Consider the following 19544-nt stretch of genomic DNA (forward strand, 5'->3'; position numbering starts at 1 on the left):
GACGCCCCGGCCCCCCGCGCTGCGCCGCCCGCCCCCGGCGGTTCGTCGTGGGCGGGCGGAGACGGCGGGAAGAGGCCGCGGGAGGAGGGAGCGGGAGGGAGCGACGCGCGGATCGAGCCCGGCTGATCCGCAGGACGCTTCCCCGACCGGGAAGGCGGCCTGTCAGGTGCGGCCCGTCAGATGCGGCCGGCCGGATGCCGCCCGCCAGATGCCGCCTGTCGGCCCCGGCCCGTCAGACCCGGCCGCGCAGTGGACGCCGGCGGCGGATCACGTGCGCGCCGGCGCCCAGGGCCGCCGCGCCGACGAGGCTCGCGCCGATGGCGGTCTCGGTGGCGGACGGGCCGAAGGACCCGCCCAGGCCGCCCTGGGCGCCGTTGCCCTCCAGGATCGTGAAGCGGTGCGTGGCGACCAGGCTGTTGTCGTGGCACTTGACCGACAGCGTGTGGTGGCCGGGCGAGGCGTGGTTGAAGATCCGGACGGTCGCGAAACCGATGGAGCCGGCCGACAGGTTCGTCTGCGGAAAGTTGCCGTGCGAGAAGACGATGCCGCCGTGGCCGCAGCCGGCCGCGCTGACCTGCATCGAGGCACCCTGGTGCACGGAGTACGGGTTGACGGTGACGTTGCTGGGCCCCCCGCCGCCCGGGGGATTTGCGACGGCGATCGGTGCGGCGAGGGCGACGGCGGCGAACGCCGCCGCGGTCACGACGAGAGCGCGAGAAGCACGCATGGTGGAACCTCCAGCGGGAAACGCCCCGGAGCGGTGGCCCGGGCAGATCGACGAGAACGCTTCCCATCACGAACCCTCCGGGCGTTCCGCGGACCGCGCATTTCGGCGCATTTGCGCCTTTGGGCCGCAAGGTTGAGCGACACGCCGAGGCGCGGAGACGATCACTGACGGATCCGCAGGTCACGACCCGTCAGACATTTATGTGACGATTACCTGGATGGGCGCACCCCTTCCGGCCCCACCACCCGTTCGCCCTTCCCCGATCGCCGTCCCGCGCGCACCGCCTTAGCGTGCGTGAAGTAGGGCGTACAGGGGTGGGACATGAACGCGGGTCGGGACCCCCGCGTCGGGAAGGGAGAGCCATGACCGAGGACGAGAGTGAGAGGCCGCCGAGAAGACGTTCCCCCTGGGGCGCCATCGCGCTGGTCATGCTCACCGGCCTCGCCATGATGCGCAACGGAGCCGATGTCGACGCCGGACCTCCACAACCCGCCGCAGCCGCGGCGGTGGGAGCTTCGGCCGGGGCGACGGTCGGCCCGCAGGCCGGTCAGGCGCCCGCGGACTCGCCCGCGTCGCCGGGCGTGGAGGCGCTGGAACACTCGTCGGTCCAGCGCGTCCGGATCCCGTCGATCAGCGTGGACGCGCCGGTGATGACGGTCGGGCTGGACGCGACGGGCTGGATCGACGCCCCGCCCCCGCAGGAGAGGAACCTGGCGGGCTGGTACCTCAACGGCATTTCGCCGGGTCAGCGGGGATCGGCGGTGATCGTGGGCCACGTGGACAACGCGCAGGGCCCGGCGGTCTTCTTCGGTCTGGGCGCGATCCAGAAGGGCAGTCGCATCGAGGTGGCGCGCTACGACGGGCGCACGGCGGTGTTCGAGGTGTACGGCGTGGAGGTGTTCGCCAAGAACGCCTTCCCCGGAGCCCGGGTGTACGGAGACACCGGACAGCCGGAACTCCGGGTGATCACGTGCGGTGGCGGCTACTCGAAGGCGGGAGGCTACGACGGGAACGTCGTCGTCTTCGCGCGGATGGTGGAGGCCCGCTGACCGGCCGGTCACGGGCACGCACGACGGCGGCCGCCGCGCGGAGGACCACCGGTCCTCAGCGCGGCGGCACCGTCGGCAGCGTCATCCGCAAGCCGCGGCCCAGCAGTTGCGGCAGGTAGGTCGCCAGCGCCTGCACGCTCTGCGAGCGGTTGCCGCCCGCGTCGTGGTTCAGCACGATCACGCCGGGCGCGGCACCCTGGAGGACCCGCGACACGATCGCGGTGGTGCCGGGCTCCTTCCAGTCCAGGCTGTCGACGGTCCACGCGAGCGGCTCCATGCCCAGCTCCGCGCCGATCTCGAAGGCGGCCCGGTTCCACGCCCCGTAGGGCGCCCGGAACCACACCGGCGCCTCACCGACCGCCTGTTGCACGACCTCGCTCGTGCGGCCGATCTCGGAGGCCAGGGCGGGCCGGCTGAGCGAGGGGATGAGCGGGTGGGTCCAGGTGTGGTTGCCGATGACGTGGCCTTCGGCGACCATCCGGCGCAGCAGGTCGCGGTTGTCGGTGGCCATCTCCCCGCAGACGAAGAACATGGCCCGTACGCCGTGGCGCGCGAGGATGTCGAGGATCCCCGGGGTGTAGCGGGGGTCAGGGCCGTCGTCGAAGGTGAGCGTCATGGCGCTCCCCGCCCTCGCGTCGGCCGGCAGTTCCAGGATCGGCCGGGCCCGTACGGCGGGCTTCGCCACGGGTCCGCGCTGCGGGCTGCCCTCGGAGGTCATCGGCTGGAGCCGGTACGAGGCCCCGCGCGGGGCCTGCGGCCGGGCGGCGCCGGGGGCTCCGGCGAGGGGTCCCGGCCCGGCGGCTCCGCCCGGGCCCGGCCCGGGCCCGGGAGCGCCGCCGGGCCCGGAAGTGCCGAGGCCAGGGGTGCCGGAGCCCGTGGCCCGCCCGGCGCCCGGCAGGTCGTGCTCGCCTGCGGTCAGCAGTCCGGCGGCGGCAGCGACTCCGAGGAAGACGGCGGAACGCAGGAGCACGCGTCGCCCTACTGTCGGATCGTCATTTTTCATTACTACTACGTATCAACGACGTCGTCGCAGATGTCTAGAGGCGCGGACGCGCCCCCGTCCGCTCACCCGGTCAGCGCACAGCCCGGCGGGCTCAGCCGCGCCGCACCAGCGGGAACGGCAGCGTCTCGCGGATCGTCAGGCCCGTGAGGAACATGACCAGGCGGTCCACGCCGATGCCCAGCCCGCCGGTCGGCGGCATCGCGTACTCCAGCGCGTCGAGGAAGTCGTTGTCGATCTCCATCGCCTCCGGGTCGCCGCCGGCCGCGAGCAGTGACTGCGCGGTGAGCCGGCGCCGCTGCTCGACGGGGTCGGTCAGTTCCGAGTAGGCGGTCCCCAGTTCGGTCCCGAAGGCCACGAGGTCCCAGCGCTCCGCGAGCCTGGGGTCCTTGCGGTGCTGACGGGTGAGCGGCGAGACGTCGGTCGGGAAGTCCTTGTAGAAGGTGGGCAGCTGGGTCTTCTCCTCGACCAGCCGTTCGTACATCTCCAGGACCACGTCGCCCCGCGTGTCGTCGGGGTTGTGCGGGACGGCGGCCCGGTCGCACAACCGCCGCAGCACGTGTTCCTCCGTGTCGGCGTCGACCTCCTCGCCGAGCGCCTCGCCGATCGCCCCGTACATCGTCTTGACAGGCCAGATACCGGAGATGTCGTGGACGACGAGCTTCCCGTCCGGGCCCGCCTTGTGCGCGACGGGCGCGCCGAAGGCGGCCGTGGCCGCGCTCTGGATCAGCTCGCGCGTCAGGTCGAGCATCACGTCGTAGTCGGCGAACGCCTGGTAGGCCTCCAGCATCGTGAACTCGGGATTGTGCTTGTAGGAGACGCCCTCGTTGCGGAAGGTGCGGCCCATCTCGAAGACCTTCTCCATGCCGCCGACGCACAGCCGCTTCAGGTACAGCTCGGGCGCGATGCGCAGGTACAGGTCGAGGTCGTAGGCGTTGATGTGGGTGCGGAAGGGCCGGGCGTTGGCCCCGCCGTGGATCTGCTGGAGCATCGGGGTCTCGACCTCCAGGTAGCCCCGGTCCAGCAGCCCCTGCCGCAGGCCCTGGACCGCGCTGGAGCGGGCCCGTACGACGTCGCGCGCCTCGGGGCTCGCGACCAGGTCGAGGTAGCGCCGCCGGACCCGGGCCTCGGGGTCGGCGAGGCCCTTGCGCTTGTCGGGCAGCGGGCGCAGGCACTTGCCGGTGAGCTGCCAGGAGTCGACGACGAGGGACAGCGTGCCGCTCCTGCTGGCCCCTACCTCGCCGCTCGCGACGACGTGGTCGCCGAAGTCGACCTGCGAGGTGAAGGTGCCGAGCACGTCGGCGCCCGCCTCGTCGCGGGTGAACATCAGCTGGACGTCGCCGGACCAGTCCCGCAGGACGGCGAAGACCACGCCGCCGAGGTCGCGCACGACCATCACGCGCCCGGCGAGGGTGACCGTCGAGCCGGTACGGGCGCCGGGCGGGCAGCCGGGGTGGGCGGCCTTGAGCGCGGCGACCGTGTGGCTGCGCTGCCGGATGCCGACGGGGTAGGGGTCGGTGCCGGACGCGCGGATCCGTTCCAGCTTGTCGTGCCGCACCCGTACCTGTTCGGGCAGCCGCTCGGCCGGCGCGGCCGCGCCCTCCTCCTCCACGCGTTCCAGCCCGAGGGAGTCGATGGGCGGCAGGCCCGCCGTGGTGGCGGGGGCGGTGAGCCCGCGCGGGTGGCCGTTGCCCCACAGGGTGCGCATGCGGGGCACGGACACGAAGCCCTCGGCGATGCCGGAGGCGAGGCTGACCCGGGCGAGCGAGCCGGCGTCCTGGTAGCAGAGGAAGCGCGGGTACCACTCGGGGCCGTACTTGACGTTCGAGCGGTACAGCGCCTCCAGCTGCCACCACCGGGAGAAGAAGAGCAGCAGCCGGCGCCACGTCTTGAGCACCGGGCCGGCGCCGATCCGGCCGCCCTCCTCGAAGGCGGAGCGGAAGACGGCGAAGTTGAGGGAGATCCGGCGCACGCCGAGGCCGGGGGCGCCGGCGCACAGTTCGGCGACCATGAACTCCATGACGCCGTTGGGGGCGGAGCGGTCGCGGCGCATCAGGTCGAGGGAGATGCCGTCCTTGCCCCAGGGGACGAAGGACAGCAGGGCGATGAGGTCGCCCTTGTCGTCGAAGGCCTCCACGAGCAGGCAGTCGCCGTCGGCCGCGTCGCCGAGCCGGTCCAGGGCCATGGAGAAGCCGCGCTCGGTCTCGGTGTCGCGCCAGGTGTCGGCGCGGTCCACGATCCTTTGCATCTCGTCCTCGGACAGGGCGGAGTGGCGGCGGATGAGCGTGGTGGCGCCGGTGCGCCGGACGCGGTTGACGGCCTGGCGGGTGACGCGCATGTCGCGGCCGTCGAGGTCGAAGTGGGCGACGTGCAGGATCGCCTCGTCGCCGAGCTGGAGGGCGCCGAGACCGGAGCGGGCGTACGCGGTCGCGCCGGCCTCGGAGGCGCCCATGACGGCGGGCTGCCAGCCGTAGCGGCGGGCGACGGCGAGCCAGGCGTCGATGGCGGGGGTCCAGGCGGCCGGGTCGCCGACGGGGTCGCCGCTGCCGAGGCAGACGCCGGCCTCGACGCGGTAGGTGACGGCGGCCTTGCCGTTGGGGGCGAAGACGACGGCCTTGTCGCGGCGGGTGGCGAAGTAGCCGAGGGAGTCGGCCCGCCCGTACGCGCCGAGCAGGGCCCTGATGCGGGGTTCCTCGTCCCCGTGCAGGGCGGCGGTCAGCCGCTGGGACCGGAACAGGGTGGCGGCGGCGTTCAGCAGGGCGAGGGCGCCGAAGAGGCCGAGCAGGAAGTACAGGGGCCGGGGCGGGCGGCCGTCGAACTGACGGGCGGAGAAGAGGCCGCCGAAGACCTGCTTGGCGGCCCAGTCCAGCCACTGGCCCTTGGGCAGGGTCCCGGGGAACAGCGCGACCAGCCCCCAGCCGAGGAGGACGGCGGCGAGCAGCCCGAGGCCGAGCACGAGCATGGCCCGCCAGAGGGCGCCGGGACGGGACGCGGCGTTGAACTCCTTGCGGGCGGCGATCAGGATCACGAGGGCGGCGACCGAGAGGGCCATGGAGGAGAAGCCGACCCAGTAGTCCTCGTCGGCGATGATCAGCACGTCGACCAGCAGCAGCAGGGCCAGATAGGTGACGACGATCCACCAGGCGACCTTCTTGCGCATGCCGAGTGCCGCGGCGAGCAGGAAGAGGAAGACGGCGTAGGCGAGGTTGGCACTGACCGGCACGACGACGGCGTCGAGGAAGCGTACGACGTGCCGCAGGAGCCGGCGCAGGGTCGGGGAGAGCGACAGCAGGGCGCAGATCAGCCCGAGCGTTCCGAAGAACGCGCCGAAGGCGTCGGGCACCCGGTTCAGGAAGCGGTTGCGGGTCCCGCGCGTCTCCTCCACGGTGGCACTCATGGTTCGCACTGTAGGGAGGGCGGGGCGCGTTCGCGCGTCGAGCCGGTTGGCCTCGGGAGGGTGACGGAGCACGTGAACACGGGATTCGAGCGCGGTACGGACGGCCCGAAGGTCATTCTCGCCGGGGTCGACGGATCGGAGTCCTCGCTGCGCGCGGCGGCGTACGCGGCGGGGCTGGCCCGGCGGCAGAACGCACTGCTGGCGCTGGTGTACGTACAGCCGGTGATGCCCGCCGGGGCGGCGATGGGAGCTCCGGTGGGCGATGCCACCGAGGAGGTCGCGCAGGGCCTGGTGGCCGAGATCCGGGAGTCCGCGGAACGCCTGAAGGGGGTCTACGACGTCCGCTGGCAGTTCCACACCTTCCGCGGGGACCCCTACTCCGGCCTGGTGAGCGCGGCGACGGAACTGACGGCGGACGCCGTGGTGGTGGGTGCCTCGGAGCAGGCGGGCCACCGGATCGTGGGTTCGGTGGCGGTGCGCCTGGTGAAGGCGGGGCGCTGGCCGGTGACGGTGGTTCCGTAGACCCGGGCAGCCGGGGGCCCTACTTGGCCGCCGTCAGGCCGTCCTTCGCCGCGCCGCGGCCGAGGACGGCCTCGGTGATGGCGTCCTGGGCGTTCTCGTAGTCCTCGCGATCCGGGTGCTGCGCGAGGGCGGCGGGCAGGTTGACGACCCGGCCCGTTGCCAGATCCATCATCTGCGGGACGAACTCGGCCTTGGTGACCTGCCAGCGCTGCCCGGCGGCGGCCGGCGGGGCGAAGGTGAACCGGCCGATGGAGCCGTAGTTGCCGCGCATGTCCCGGGCGCCGCTGTGGTTGAACATCTCGCCGGCGACCTGGTCGCCCATGCCGTAGACGACCCAGGTCCCGTTGACCTTCTCGTACGCCTGCGGGATGTGGGCGTGCGTGCCGAGGATCATGTCCACGTCCGGGCGGCCGCCGGTCTGCGAGGCGGTCAGCGCCTTGCCGAGCGCGAGCTGCTTCTCGTCCGGGTCCGTCTCCCATTCGGTACCCCAGTGGAGGCTGACGAGGACCACGTCCGCGCCCGCCTTCCTGGCGGCCCGCGCGTCCGCGACGATCTTCCCCTCCTCCATCAGGTTGACGGCCCAGGGCTGCCCGTCGGGCATCGGGTAGCCGTTGGTGTCGTACGTGTAGGCGAGGTGCGCGACCTTCGCGGAGCCTGCCGTGTACATGGTCACGGCGCCCGCCTCGGCCGCCGTGCGCGCCGAGCCCGCGTGCTTGAGCCCGGCCGCGTCGAACTTGTCCAGCGTGCGCTTCAGGCCGGCGCCGCCGCCGTCGAGGGTGTGGTTCGAAGCGGTGGAGCAGCCGTCGTACCCGGCGTCCTTGAGGCCGTCGGCGACCTCGGGCGGCGACTGGAAGGCGGGGTAGCCGCTGAACGGGCCGCCGTCCTCCCCGTAGACCGTCTCCATGTGGCAGATGGCCAGGTCGGCGGCCGAGACCACCGGCTTGACCCCGGAGAACATGGGCCGGAAGTCGTAGCCGTCGCCGTCCGCGTCGGAGGCCGCCCTGCGGATGACCGACTCGTGGGGCAGCACGTCGCCGCTCGCGACCAGGGTGAAGCCCCGGGCGGCGGGGGCCGTGGTGGCCCCCGCCGCCCCGGACGGGGCCTGGGCCGCCGCGGAGCCGGCCAGGTGGCCCGGGGCGGCGCCGCCGCCGGCGGTGCAGCCGGCCAGGGCCGACAGCACGACGGCGGACAGGAGGGCGAGTGCGTGGCGGGTGCGCGCGGTCATCTGTCCCGGCTCTCCTCGGGTCGATTCGGCCTGATCCCGCTCGCTCCGGAGCGATCCCGATCAGCACCGCTCCATACGACGGATAAATATGACTACCTGATCACCTGTCACTTCAGGGGCAGGGACGCGGGGAATCGGGGACCGGATCCGCCGACCGGCCGCGCACCCTCACGGCCGCTCGGCGCGCCGTTCGACCGTTCACCGCCCCGCGCTGCCGCCCGCCGGACCGCCCGGACGCTTGGGCGCACCATCCCCGCCGGACGGTTCCCGGGCGGCCCGGTGCAGGTCAGGGTGGATCCGTCGCCGTCGAACAGGCGTCGAACGACCGCTCGGACGGAACTCCGCACGCACCCCCGGAAGGAGCCTCTCGTGCCCCTCGCCCCCGCCCTCCGACGCACGGAACCCGAGGCACTGGCCGAACTCCAGCGCGAACACGGACGGGCCCTGTTCGGCTTTCTGCTGAGCCTCACCGCCGGGGACGCGCAGCGCGCGGAAGACCTGGTCCAGGAGACCCTGCTACGCCTCTGGCAGCACCCGGAAGTCCTCGCGTCCGGTCACGAGTCCCTGCGGCCCTGGCTGTTCACGGTGGCCCGGCGGCTCGCCATCGACGCCCGGCGGGCCCGCCTCTCCCGGCCCCTGGAGGTCGATCCGGAGGGGCTGGAGCACGCGGCGGCGCCGGGGGACGCGGTGGCGGGCTCGGTGACGGCCATCGACGTGCGGCGGGCCGTGGGTTCCCTGGGGCCGGAGCACCGGGAGGTGCTGATGCAGGTCTACTTCCAGGACCGGTCGGTGGCCGAGGCCGCGGCGGAGCTGGGCATTCCGGCCGGCACGGTCAAATCCCGCACGTACTACGCCCTGCGCGCGCTGCGGAAGGACCTGCAGGGGTACGGATACGGGCTCGGGGCCTGAGGATCGCCTCAAGAAGTGACCTGAACGTGCACGTATCGGACAGGAACCGCATCGAAATCGGCAGCGGACCGTTCAAGTTCAGTAAACATCCCCCGCGCCGCGAGCCGCGCAAGCAAGGCTCTGAGCTGACGACGGGACGGCTCGACGCGTGCGGGAGAAGGTGGAACGGTGCAGCCCGAGGGTATGAACGGCACCAGTGACGGCGGACTGGCAGTGCCGATGGCGTGGCTCTACGCGGAGTACATCGCCGACGAACTGCTGCGCACGGGCCGGCTGATCCCGGTCAGCACCCTGGAGTTCCGCGCCGGACGCGACACGCTCGCGCTGACGATCTACCTCTCGGACGCGGCCGGGGAGCTCTCCGGGATCCGGGTGGTCTCCCAGCTCGACGAGTGGATGTCCCTGACGGCGTACGGCCACCCGTGGCGCGACTGGGTCCACACCCGTTTCCTCGCGCTGGGCGAGGAGGCCCGCGAGCGCGGCCGCGGCGAGGACCCGGACCTGGAACTGGCCCGCGCGGCCTGGCGCTGGCTGGACCGCACGGAACTGTTCGCCACCAACCTCGACCCGGGCCGCCACGGTCGCACCGACACCCCGCCCGGCCTGGACGAGAACGCCCGGGTCTGGACGCCGGCGTGGCAACTGGGACTGCCGCTGGGGCACTTGGCCATGCACCTGTTCTGAGCGGCTACCCGGGACCCCGCGGTCCGGGGACCTCGGCCGGATCGGTGACGAGGACGGTGAAATCGGCCTCGTTGCGCTCGGCCCGGACCACATAGGTACGGGCGATGAACCACAGCACCGGGTACACGAGCACGCCGAGCGCCGCCCAGACCAGCGGTCCCGACGCGACACCCGGGAGCAGGAACAGCAGCGGCAGCAGGCCGACGAGGAGCGCGAGCGCGGCCAGCGCGAACAGTCCGGCGCGCAGCTGGCTGCGCATGAGGGCCCGTACGTAGGTGGCGCCGAGGGTGGTCTGTTCGGAGATCTCGGAGCGCGCCGGGGTGTGCGCGGGCGCGCGGCGGGCACCGCGCGGGACCCCCGTGACGACCTCCCGCCGGGGCGGCTGCGGATGCTGCTCCTCGGCCATGGGCGGATTCTAGTGCCGTGCCCGGAGCCCGCGGCCTCGCGGCCTGTCGGGGGGGCGCCCGCTACTTGAGCAGTCTGGACAGCCGGCGGTCCGCGAGCGGCTTGCCGCCGGTCTGGCAGGTGGGGCAGTACTGGAGCGAGGAGTCGGCGAAGGACACCGAGCGGACGGTGTCCCCGCACACCGGGCACGGCTCCCCCGCGCGTCCGTGCACCCGCAGTCCGCTCTTCTTCTCGGCCTTCAGCCGCCCGGCGGCCACTCCGTGCGCCCGCTCGACGGCCGAGCGGAGGGTCTCCCGTACGGCCGCGTAGAGGTGGTCCACCTGGGCCTCGTCGAAGGAGGCGGCGAGTTTGAAGGGCGACACGCCGGCATGGTGGAGGATCTCGTCGCTGTACGCGTTGCCGATGCCCGCGATGACGCTCTGATCGCGCAACACGCCCTTGATCTGCCGCCGTTCACCGGCGAGCAGCGCGCCGAAGGCCGCCCGGTCGAAGTCGTCGGCCAGCGGGTCCGGGCCGAGACGGGCGATGCCCGGGACCTCCAGGGGGTCGCGGACCACGTACACGGCGAGGCGCTTCTGGGTGCCCGCCTCGGTGAGGTCGAAACCGCCGCCGCCCTCGAGTACGAGGCGCAGCGCGAGCGGCCCCTTCCCGGGGCGCGGCGGCCGCGCCGGAACGTCGTCGGTCCAGCGCAGCCATCCGGCGCGCGCGAGGTGGGTGACGAGGTGGAGATCGCCGATGCGCAGGGCGAGGAACTTGCCGTACCGGGCCGTGGCCCCGGCCGGCTGTCCTTCGAGCGCGCTCGGCGGCGGGTCGTACGTCTTGAGCACGCTGACGGCGAGCGGGAGGACGCGCTCGACCACCCGCCCGGAGAGGTGTTCGTCGAGGAACTCCCTCAGGGCCTCGACCTCGGGCAGTTCGGGCATGCCCCCAGCCTGCCGCCCCCTCGGGCGAAGCGCGAGCCGGGGGGACGCGTCCCGAGGAGCCGATCCGGTCCGGGGCCGGCGAGCCGGGCGAGGGCGGCGGCGCGGGCCCGGGGCGCGGGCCCGGGGCGCAGACCCCCGGGGGCGGCGGGGAGGGCGGCCGGTCACGTCAGCGTGAACTCGCACCACACGCACTTGCCGCTCCCCCGCGATTCCACGCCCCACACGTCCGCGAGCCGGTCCACGAGCATCAGCCCGCGGCCCGAGACCCCGGAGTCCCCCGCCTCGCGCCGGCGGGGCAGGGCGGAGGAACGGTCCTCGACCTCGACCCGGAGCCTGCGTTCGGGGCCGTTGAGGACGCGCAGGGTCACGATCGCCGGGCCGTCCGTGTGCATGAGGGCGTTCACGATGAGCTCGTCCGCGATCAGTTCGATCTCGTCGGCCCGGTCCCGCGCGCCCCAGGCCCGTACCGCCGCGCCGATCATGTGGCGGGCCGACACCAGGGCTTCCGGGTCGCCGGGAGCCACGTGCTGCTGGAGGCGGCCCCCGCCCTGCGGGGGGTCCTTGGCCTCGCGGCGCAGCAGGAGCAGCGCCATGTCGTCGTCGCCGCCCCGGTCGTCGACGACCTCGCACAGCCGGTCGGCGAGGCTGGCCAGGTCGGCCGGTCCGGTGCGGACGAGGGAGGCGAGGAAGCGGATGCCGTCGTCGAGGTCGGCGCCGGGCTGTTCCACGAGTCCGTCCGTGCAGAGCAGAAGCGTTTCCCCGGGCCCCATCTCGACCGTGGTCACCGGGTACTCCAGCCGCCCGAACTCCGCGGACAGTCCGAGCGGCATCCCGCCCTCGAGCGCCAGCCGCTCGCAGTCCCCGCCGTGGGTGCGCAGAAGGGGGTCGATGTGACCGGCCCGGACCATTTGCAGCACCCCGGTCGCGAGGTCGGCCTCGACGTACGTGCAGGTGGCGAAGCGGTCGGTGTCCAGTTCGTGCAGGAAGACGGAGGCCCGGGCCATGACGGTGGCCGGCGAGTGCCCTTCGGCGGCGTAGGCGCGCAGTACGATCCGCAGCTGTCCCATGACCGCCGCCGCGTGGGTGTCGTGTCCCTGGACGTCGCCGATGACCGCGCCGACCCGGCCTCCGGGCAGGGGGATGACGTCGTACCAGTCTCCGCCGATGTCCTGGCCCATCCGTGCCGAGCGGTACCGCACGGCGATCTCGGCGCCCGGTACGGAGGGGATGCGGCGCGGCAGCATCGCCTGCTGCAGGCCCTCCGCCAAGTCGTGCTCCTGCTCCAGGAGCATCGCCCGCTGCAGGCTCTGCGCGATGCTGCTGCCGAGCGCGACGAGCAGGTTCCGCTCTTCCTGGGTGAAGCCGTCCTTGTCCTGGTAGAGCAGGCCGATCGCGCCGATCGGGCGGGCCTGGGCGATCAGCGGCAGGTAGGCGGCCGCCGAGATGTGCATGGACGAGATCTGCGCCCAGAGCCCGGGGTACCCGGAGGCGAACTCGGCGGCCGAGTCCAGGAAGCGCGGCTGGAGCGAGCGGACGACCTCGCTCATCGGGTACTGCTCGTCGATGCGGGTGTAGCGGGTGCCGGGGACGAAACTGCCCACGGGGCCCTCGGCGACGAGGTGGATCCGGCCGGCTTCGACCAGGCCCATGACCATGCCCATGGAGCCGAGCCGCTCCAGGCCGTGGGCGTCGCCGAGCGCGTCGATGACGTCCTGGACGGTACGGGCGTGCGCGAGCGCGGCGGTGGTGCTCTCGACCACGGACGTCTGGCGGCGCCGCTCCGCGTCCAGCCCGAGGCGTTCGGCGGAATGGCTGAGTTCCTCGGTGGCGTCGCGGACGATCCCGATGATCCGGTACGGGCGGCCTTCGGGGCCGCGCATGACGCGGCCCTGGGTGTGCGTCCAGCGCAGCCGGCCGTCGTGGCAGCGGATGCGGAAGTAGGCGCCGTAGCTGTCCACGCCGCTCTTGAGGGCGGAGGAGACGAGCGCGTCGAGCCGGACGGCCTCGGCGGGCGGGACGCGCGGCCCGAGGGACTCGGGCCGGCCGTCGTACTCCGCGGGGGTGGTGTCGAAGACGTCGAGCCCGGCCGAGTCCATGTGCATGAGACCGGTGAGCAGGTCCCAGTCGAAACTGCCCATGCGGTTCAGTGCGAGCGACCGGTCCGGGTGTGCGGGCCAGTCGTCCGGCAGCGATACGGCGGTCGGCACCGGTCCACCATGACACACCGGCGGGTCAGGCGCTCTCCAGGTTCGGGGCGTCGTACGGGGGCGTGCCCCGCTGCTGGTCGGGAACCCCGTAGGGCTCGGCGAACGGGTCGTGGGTCGGGTCGAGGGACCCGTCGGGGCCGCTCGGCTGCGGGGACGTTCCGTCGGGGCCCACCAGGATCCCCGGGTCGCCCGGCGTCTGGCCGGGCAGGTCGGACGGGACGTCCGTGGGGAAGTCGTTGGTGGGGAAGTCGTCGGGGGCGGACGGGGACAAGCCGGACGCGGGCGGCGGGGCGGTCGGGGACAGGCCGGACGCGGGCGGCGGGGCGGTCGGGGGCAGGTCGGACGCGGGCGGCGGGGCGGTCGGCGGCCGCGTGGGGGCCGCCGGGGTGTCCGGCACGGACTGCGGGGAGCCCGGCGGGCAGTCGCTCGCACCGGGGGCAGGGACCTGGCCCGGGTTACCGGTGGCCGGCGGCGCGGTGCGGGCGAGGCTGTTGCTGTCCGGGGTCGGGCACGGACCGCCCGGCGAGGCGCCGGGCGGGGTCGCGGGCACGGCCGGGATGCCCTCGGCCGGGTCGTACGGCGGCGGAGTCCGGGGGGCCCGGTCCTGGGCGCCGTCGTCGCCGGTCTTGCGCTCGATCCAGGTGTTGTCGGTGATGTTGACGATCACCAGGTTGTTGATCACCTGCGCGGTCGGCTCGATGACGACGACCTGGCTGGGCTGGTAGCCATTCCAGGCGTCGCCCTTGAGCACCGGGGCGCCCTGGGCCGTGCGGGGCGAGGCCAGCGGGTTTCCGCAGGCGCAGCGGACCCGGGGCATGCCGTGGTCGTCGACGAGGACGGCCGTGCCGGCCTGGAGGACGGACTGGAAGGCGTTCGCGTTGCCTCCGACGAACCCGTGGTTGGTGACGCGGGTGTCGGCGCGCAGGACCACCGGGGTGAGTCCGCGCAGGAACTCGGGGATCTTCTCCTGGTCCACCTGCGAGGCCTCCGCGAAGGCCCGGGCCTTGGCGTCGTCCGTGCCGAGGGACTGGACCTGGGCTTCCACGTCGCAGCTGCCGAGGCGTTGGGTTCCGCCGTACAGGCCGGGGGTCGAGGCGTTGACGGTGCGGATGCCCTGTCCGGTCGGGTTCGGCAGCGGGGGCTGCACGGGGGCCGACTCGCCGGTGGCGGAGGAGGAGGTGAAGGGGTCGGGGCCGGCCGAGGCGACGGGCTGGAGGTGGACCTCCTGGCTTTCGGCGGTGGCGCCCTTGGTCTGTCCTTCGTCTCCGGAGGCGCCGCAGGCGGCGGCGAGGAGTCCGAGGACCGTGAAGAGGGCCGCGCGGGCCGGTACATGACGGCGCGGCGCCTGACGCGGTGTCGGTGCGTGCACGTTGGATCTCCCTGTTCGCCCCGGTTGCTCCCTCTTGTCTGCCGTATCCACGCGGTCACCGCAACCGGAGGATCACCGCCCCGGCCCGGCCTTGAACATGTTCAAGGAAACCCCTAAGCTCACCACCATGAGTTGAACGCGTTCAAAGCGTTCGCGCGGGGAGGGGAGTCCAGGGTGACGGTGCTGGTGAATCTGATCGTCACCCTGGGCATGCTCTACGTGGTCCCGGCCGGTCTGCGCCTGATCGACCCGGTCCGGCTGCGCGGGACGGCCCGGATCTGGCCGCTGCTCGCGGCCCCCGGCGCGGTGTGCCTCTGGCTGCCGCGCGGCGTCCCCGCCGCGATCCTCGCCGCGCTGTACGCGGCGGCCACCCTGGCGCTCGCGGCCAGGGCCCCGGCCCGGCTGCCGCGGACGGGCCCGTTCGGCCGGGGGCCCGCCCCCGCCGAGGCCGCCGTGTTCACCGCACTGGTCTCGCCCTCGGTCGCCGGCACCGCGCTGGTCGCCGAACGCGCCGGACACCGGCTCTTCGGGTTCGACCTCGACATCCTGGCGCTGACCGTGCCGCACTTCCACTTCGCCGGGTTCACGGCCGCCCTGGTCGCCGGCCTGGTGTGCCGGGCCTCCGCCCCCGGCCGGCTCGCGCGCTGGGCCGCGTACAGCGTTCCGGCGGGCACCCTGCTCGTCCTCCTCGGCTACTTCGTCGACGACTGGGCCGAGCTGGTGGGCGCGGTGACGCTGACCGGCGGGATGTGGGCGGTGGCCCGGCTGACCTGGCGGGACATCCGCCCGGGGGCCTGCGCCCACGACCGGCTGACGGGTGCACTGCTCACGGTCTCGGCCGGGGTGCTGGTGGCCACCATGCTGCTCGCCCTGTGGTGGGCGCTCGGCGAGGCCTCCGGGATCGCACACCCCACCCTGACCTGGATGGCCGCGACCCACGGTCTCGGCAACGCCCTCGGATTCGCCCTGTGCTCACTGCTCGCCTGGCGCCGGCTCACCGCCGGCCGAGTTACCCGAACGGAGACCGCGACATGACCCGACTCACCGGCCAGGGCCGCAGCACCTTCAACTACCCCGACCGGGGCGCCACGGCCCGGCGGCCGCTGCCGGCCGGATACAACCTCACCCTCCACCGCACCCGGATCGGACACGGCCGGGCCGTCCTTGCCGCCGCCGGCGACGCCGTCGTCACCTTCCGCGCGCACCGCAGCTCCGGCATGCTCGTCGAGGCCGCGGCGGGCCCCGGCCGGGCCGTGCGCCCCGGAGAGCGGGTCGTGGTGGGGATCGGCTTCGGCCCGCTGCGGATCGACGCCCCCTGCGAGGTGATCTGGACGGCGAACGAGCCCCGGCGGATCGGGTTCGCGTACGGGACCCTGACCGGCCACCCCGAGAGCGGCGAGGAATCCTTCGTCGTCGACATGGACGAGGACGGGGCGGTCTGGTTCGAGGTCACCGCGTTCAGCCGCCCGGGGAGCTGGTACACCCGGCTCGCGGGCCCGGTGATCCCCTTCCTCCAGCTGCGCTACGCCCGCCTGCTCGGACGCCACGTCCACAAGCTCGCCGTGGAGCCCCGACCGGCCCGATACTGGAGGCGATGGACTGGTTCACGGCGCCCGGATACTGGCTGGGTCGGCTGATCTTCCAGCGGGCCCTGGCCGGCCTCTACCTGGTCGCCTTCACCGGGGCCGCCCTGCAGTTCCGGGCACTGATCGGGGCCCACGGCATGCTGCCCGTGCCGCGGTACGTGCGGTACGTGCCCTTCCGGCGCGCCCCGAGCCTGTTCCAGCTCCACTACGGCGACCGCTTCTTCGCCGTCTGCGCCTGGACCGGGGCCCTGCTGGCGGCGGCCCTCGCGGCCGGGGCCGGGGACCGCGTGCCGCTGGGCGCGGCGATGGCGGTGTGGGCGCTGCTGTGGGTGCTGTACCTGTCCGTCGTCAACGTGGGGCAGACCTGGTACTCCTTCGGCTGGGAGTCGCTCCTGCTCGAGGCCGGGTTCCTGGCCGTCTTCCTCGGCAACGCGCGGGCCGGGCCGCCGGTGCTGGTGCTGTGGCTGCTGCGCTGGGTGGTCTTCCGGGTGGAGTTCGGCGCGGGGCTGATCAAGATGCGGGGCGACGCCTGCTGGCGCGAACTCACCTGCCTGTACTTCCACCACGAGACGCAGCCGATGCCCGGCCCGCTCAGCTGGTACTTCCATCACCTCCCCAAACCGCTGCACCGGGCGGAGTGCGCCGCCAACCACGTGACCCAACTGGTCGTCCCCGTCCTGCTGTTCGCCCCCCAGCCGGTGGCCTCGTACGCTGCCGCCGTCATCGTGGCGACGCAGCTGTGGCTGGTGCTGTCGGGGAACTTCGCCTGGCTGAACTGGCTGACGATCACGCTCGCCCTGCCGGCCGTCGATTTCGGCACGTTCGCGGCCGGCGCCGGCGCGCCGCCGGAGGCGGCCTCCCGGACGGGGCCGCTCTGGTACGTGGTCCTCGTGTGCGCGGTGACCGCCCTGGTGCTGGTCCTGAGCCGGCACCCCGTGGCCAACATGATCTCCCGCCGCCAGGTGATGAACCGGTCCTTCGACCCGCTCCACCTGGTCAACACCTACGGGGCGTTCGGCACGGTGGGCCGGATCCGCGAGGAGGTGGTGGTGGAGGGCACCGCCGACCGGGAGCCCCGGCCGGACGGCGCGTGGCGGGAGTACGAGTTCAAGGGGAAGCCGGGTGGGGTGCACCGGATCCCGCGCCAGTTCGCCCCGTACCACCTGCGCCTCGACTGGCTGATGTGGTTCGCGGCGCTCTCCCCGGCGTACGCGCGGGACTGGTTCGGGCCGTTCGTCGAGCGGCTGCTGGCGGGCGACCGGGACACGCTGCGGCTGATCCGCCGCAATCCCTTCCCGGACGCCCCGCCGCGCTTCGTCCGTGCGCGGCTGTACCGCTACCGGTTCACGACCCGGCGGGAGCGCCGCGAGACCGGGGCGTGGTGGCACCGCACGCTGGTGCGCGAGTACATGCCGCCGACCCGGCTCGCCGCGCCGCCCGGCCCGGACGGCGTCCGGGCGCCCGGGCGGGGCGGCCCGCCCTCAGAGCGCGAGTAGCGCCGCCTCCTTCTCCGGCTGTATGCCCGGAGCCGGCCGGTCGGAGCGCTGCGGGGCAGTCCCGCCGAGCTCCTGGAGCCAGGTCCAGGTGTCGGCGACGGTCTCCTCGACCGGCCGGCACTTCAGGCCCGCCGCGAGCGCCTTGGTGACGTCGCCGCCGTACATGTAGTCGTGCAGTTCTCCCTCGGGGAGCCAGATCGGCAGCTCGGTCCAGGGCTCCACGCCCGCTTCCCCGAGTCGGCTCCGGTCGATCCAGCGGAACTCGGCCCCGCCGCCCGTCTCGGCCGCGCAGGCGTCGAGGAGCGCGCCCATGGTGGCGTGGCCGACGGGCGAGACGACGTTGAAGGCGCCGCCGTGTCCGGCTTCGGCGGCGTCCAGCGTCCAGCGCGCGAGGTCGCGCACGTCGATGTACTGGAGGGGGAGGCCGGGGGCGCCGGGAGCGAGCGTGGGGCCGCCCCGGGCGGCACGGTTCAGCCACCAGGGCAGCCGGCCGACGTTCTCGTAGGGGCCGATGATGAGCCCGGCGCGGACCAGCAGGGCGCGGTCCCCGAAGGCGTCCAGGGCGGCGAGCTCCCCGCCGCGCTTGTCCTCGGCGTAGGCGGTGGCCTCGGCGTCGGGCGAGCCCTCGACCAGCGGGCCGTCCTCCGCCAGTCCGGCCGGGGCGGGGTAGGAGTACACGGAGCGGCTCGATATGTACGCGTACCGGCCGACGCGGCCGGCGAGCAGCCGGGCACTGTCCCGTACGGCCGTGGGGGCGCCGCCCCAGGTGTCGACGACGAGGTCCCACTCCCCTGCCGTCAGGGCGTCCAGGCCGCCCGGGGCCGTGCGGTCCCCGTGCAGGGCCGTCGTCCCGGGCGCGGGCGCGTGGTGCCCGCGGTGGAAGACGGTGACCTCCCACCCGCGGTCCAGGGCGTCTTCGGTGATCGCGCGCCCGACGAATTCGGTACCACCCAGCATCAGCAGCTTCATGCAGGTCAGCGTGCCCGCGGGCGGCGGCGGGCGTAACCCTTGATCGCCCACAGCGATGACGCTGACGGCGTACCCGTTCCGGGAACCGTGCGAGCCCCCGCACCGGTCGGCGCGGGGGCTCGAAACGCTACGGGCGACGGCTAGTCGATGCCGGGCAGGATGTGCGGCTCCGCGAGGTCGTCCTCGTAGCCGGCGAGACGGATGGGGGCGGACCGGGCCCAGACCTCCAGGTTGCCGAGGGTCTCGGGTCGCTTGATGGTTCGCGAGCCCGTTCGTTCCTTCGGCGCCTGCTCGGTCTTCGTCAGTTCTGGTGTCACCGCGCACTCCTTTGTGTCGCGTAACCCGGCAGCGGTCGGACCGCTGGGCGGGACAGGAATAAAGGGTTTCCGGACGCGGTGGCGCCTTGGTGGAGCGAGTACCCGGGTAGGGCTCTCATGCCGCTCAGAGTACACATATGAGCGGACCCCCGCTCGATGGAAAGGTAAAATCCACACTGGACCGCTCGTTTTCGCCCCGAGTTCAGTCACTCGTACGGCGGCCCGTCGTGAGCGGCTGCTCTGCTCGAGGGCGCCATGCGGTGGATGCGCACGATCGGGCGACGGGGGAACGTCAGTGGCGGGGTCCGAGGTGCCGACGGTCGTCGGAAGCGTCGAGGAACTGATGGATGTGCTCTTCTCCCGTTCCGGGGCCGGCCATGGACTGCGGGCGGCCGCCTCGCTGCGGCGCTCCTTCCCGTACGACAAGGAGCTCCAAGTCGCCGGGCTGGTGCACGGTCTGGGTCGGCCCGAGCCTACGGCGCGCGCCCTGCGTCCGCTGCTCGGCGAGCGGGTGGCCCGGCTGGTGCGGATGGCCGCACCGGCTCCCGGGGAGACCCGGGGGCCGGGCCCCGGGGCCCGCGTGGAAGCCGACGTTGAGGCCCTGAGACTGGCGGTCGACGCCGGCCGGGGCTCCGGCGGTGGGGACGCGGGCGTGCTGGAGGACTGGCGTCCGGTGCTGGAACTGGTCGCGGCGGGAGCGTACGACCGAACGGGGTAACGCGGCGCGCCCCCGCCCCCTCCGACACGGTCAGAGGGGGC

General features: G+C 73.5%; 18 protein-coding genes. 8 read left to right on the forward strand and 10 right to left on the reverse strand.

Going from position 1 to position 19544, the window contains the following annotated elements:
- Positions 1-232: 232 nt before the first annotated feature.
- On the reverse strand, positions 233-727 hold the full coding sequence (locus ABZY44_RS33330) for a hypothetical protein (protein ID WP_356660475.1): 495 nt from the start codon (positions 725-727) through the stop codon (positions 233-235).
- A gap of 362 nt (positions 728-1089) precedes the next feature.
- Between ABZY44_RS33330 and ABZY44_RS33335 the strand changes: the two genes are divergently transcribed.
- Positions 1090-1776 carry a class F sortase gene (locus ABZY44_RS33335; RefSeq protein ID WP_356660477.1) on the forward strand — a complete coding sequence of 229 codons (687 nt, stop codon included), beginning with the start codon at positions 1090-1092 and terminating at the stop codon, positions 1774-1776.
- 55 nt (positions 1777-1831) lie between these two features.
- Here the strand turns inward: ABZY44_RS33335 and ABZY44_RS33340 are convergent, their stop codons facing one another.
- Positions 1832-2779: a polysaccharide deacetylase family protein gene (locus ABZY44_RS33340; protein WP_356660479.1), complete on the reverse strand. Its 948-nt coding sequence runs from the start codon at positions 2777-2779 to the stop codon at positions 1832-1834.
- A 91-nt stretch (positions 2780-2870) separates the two neighbouring features.
- On the reverse strand, positions 2871-6173 hold the full coding sequence (lysX, locus tag ABZY44_RS33345) for a bifunctional lysylphosphatidylglycerol synthetase/lysine--tRNA ligase LysX (protein ID WP_356660481.1): 3303 nt from the start codon (positions 6171-6173) through the stop codon (positions 2871-2873).
- Between the two features lie 60 nt (positions 6174-6233).
- On the opposite strand from lysX, the gene ABZY44_RS33350 reads away from it, so the two are divergent.
- The gene (locus tag ABZY44_RS33350) at positions 6234-6695 is read left to right on the forward strand and encodes a universal stress protein (protein ID WP_356660483.1); all 462 of its coding nucleotides are present in this window, start codon (positions 6234-6236) and stop codon (positions 6693-6695) included.
- A gap of 19 nt (positions 6696-6714) precedes the next feature.
- On the opposite strand, the gene ABZY44_RS33355 is transcribed toward ABZY44_RS33350, so the two are convergent.
- Positions 6715-7920, reverse strand: a complete 1206-nt coding sequence (locus ABZY44_RS33355) for a CapA family protein (RefSeq protein ID WP_356660485.1) — start codon at positions 7918-7920, stop codon at positions 6715-6717.
- A gap of 369 nt (positions 7921-8289) precedes the next feature.
- Here ABZY44_RS33355 and ABZY44_RS33360 point away from each other — a divergent pair, with 369 nt between their 5' ends.
- Both ABZY44_RS33360 and ABZY44_RS33365 read left to right on the forward strand, forming a co-directional pair.
- Positions 8290-8829 carry a sigma-70 family RNA polymerase sigma factor gene (locus tag ABZY44_RS33360; protein WP_356660487.1) on the forward strand — a complete coding sequence of 180 codons (540 nt, stop codon included), beginning with the start codon at positions 8290-8292 and terminating at the stop codon, positions 8827-8829.
- Between the two features lie 183 nt (positions 8830-9012).
- The gene (locus ABZY44_RS33365) at positions 9013-9513 is read left to right on the forward strand and encodes a hypothetical protein (protein ID WP_356660489.1); all 501 of its coding nucleotides are present in this window, start codon (positions 9013-9015) and stop codon (positions 9511-9513) included.
- A 4-nt stretch (positions 9514-9517) separates the two neighbouring features.
- Here the strand turns inward: ABZY44_RS33365 and ABZY44_RS33370 are convergent, their stop codons facing one another.
- The 4 genes from ABZY44_RS33370 to ABZY44_RS33385 form a co-directional block, all read right to left on the reverse strand.
- A complete protein-coding gene (locus ABZY44_RS33370; RefSeq protein ID WP_356660491.1) occupies positions 9518-9919 on the reverse strand; it encodes a hypothetical protein in 402 nt (133 codons plus the stop codon).
- Between the two features lie 61 nt (positions 9920-9980).
- Positions 9981-10841 (reverse strand): DNA-formamidopyrimidine glycosylase family protein, encoded by an 861-nt coding sequence (locus tag ABZY44_RS33375; protein ID WP_356660493.1) that lies wholly within the window; start codon positions 10839-10841, stop codon positions 9981-9983.
- A gap of 161 nt (positions 10842-11002) precedes the next feature.
- On the reverse strand, positions 11003-13066 hold the full coding sequence (locus tag ABZY44_RS33380; RefSeq protein WP_356660495.1) for a SpoIIE family protein phosphatase: 2064 nt from the start codon (positions 13064-13066) through the stop codon (positions 11003-11005).
- Positions 13067-13073: 7 nt separating this feature from the next.
- On the reverse strand, positions 13074-14417 hold the full coding sequence (locus ABZY44_RS33385) for a DUF6777 domain-containing protein (protein ID WP_356660497.1): 1344 nt from the start codon (positions 14415-14417) through the stop codon (positions 13074-13076).
- 174 nt (positions 14418-14591) lie between these two features.
- Here ABZY44_RS33385 and ABZY44_RS33390 point away from each other — a divergent pair, with 174 nt between their 5' ends.
- The 3 genes from ABZY44_RS33390 to ABZY44_RS33400 are packed head-to-tail and all read left to right on the forward strand — an operon-like array spanning position 14592 to position 17499.
- The gene (locus ABZY44_RS33390; RefSeq protein WP_356660499.1) at positions 14592-15452 is read left to right on the forward strand and encodes a YndJ family protein; all 861 of its coding nucleotides are present in this window, start codon (positions 14592-14594) and stop codon (positions 15450-15452) included.
- Positions 15449-16054: a DUF1990 domain-containing protein gene (locus tag ABZY44_RS33395; protein ID WP_356660501.1), complete on the forward strand. Its 606-nt coding sequence runs from the start codon at positions 15449-15451 to the stop codon at positions 16052-16054. Before ABZY44_RS33390 ends, ABZY44_RS33395 begins: the two co-directional genes overlap by 4 nt.
- Positions 16012-17499, forward strand: coding sequence for a lipase maturation factor family protein (locus tag ABZY44_RS33400; RefSeq protein WP_356660503.1), 1488 nt, complete (start codon positions 16012-16014; stop codon positions 17497-17499). Before ABZY44_RS33395 ends, ABZY44_RS33400 begins: the two co-directional genes overlap by 43 nt.
- On the opposite strand, the gene ABZY44_RS33405 is transcribed toward ABZY44_RS33400, so the two are convergent.
- Positions 17485-18468 carry an NAD-dependent epimerase/dehydratase family protein gene (locus tag ABZY44_RS33405; RefSeq protein ID WP_356660505.1) on the reverse strand — a complete coding sequence of 328 codons (984 nt, stop codon included), beginning with the start codon at positions 18466-18468 and terminating at the stop codon, positions 17485-17487. The genes ABZY44_RS33400 and ABZY44_RS33405 overlap by 15 nt on opposite strands.
- A 140-nt stretch (positions 18469-18608) precedes the next feature.
- The gene (locus tag ABZY44_RS33410; RefSeq protein WP_356660507.1) at positions 18609-18785 is read right to left on the reverse strand and encodes a hypothetical protein; all 177 of its coding nucleotides are present in this window, start codon (positions 18783-18785) and stop codon (positions 18609-18611) included.
- A 295-nt stretch (positions 18786-19080) separates the two neighbouring features.
- Here ABZY44_RS33410 and ABZY44_RS33415 point away from each other — a divergent pair, with 295 nt between their 5' ends.
- Complete coding sequence (locus ABZY44_RS33415; protein WP_356660509.1) at positions 19081-19503, forward strand: hypothetical protein; 423 nt, start codon at positions 19081-19083, stop codon at positions 19501-19503.
- Positions 19504-19544 lie beyond the last annotated feature (41 nt).

The sequence above is a fragment of the Streptomyces sp. NPDC006544 genome, assembly GCF_040611715.1.
Taxonomy (GTDB): Bacteria; Actinomycetota; Actinomycetes; order Streptomycetales; family Streptomycetaceae; genus Streptomyces.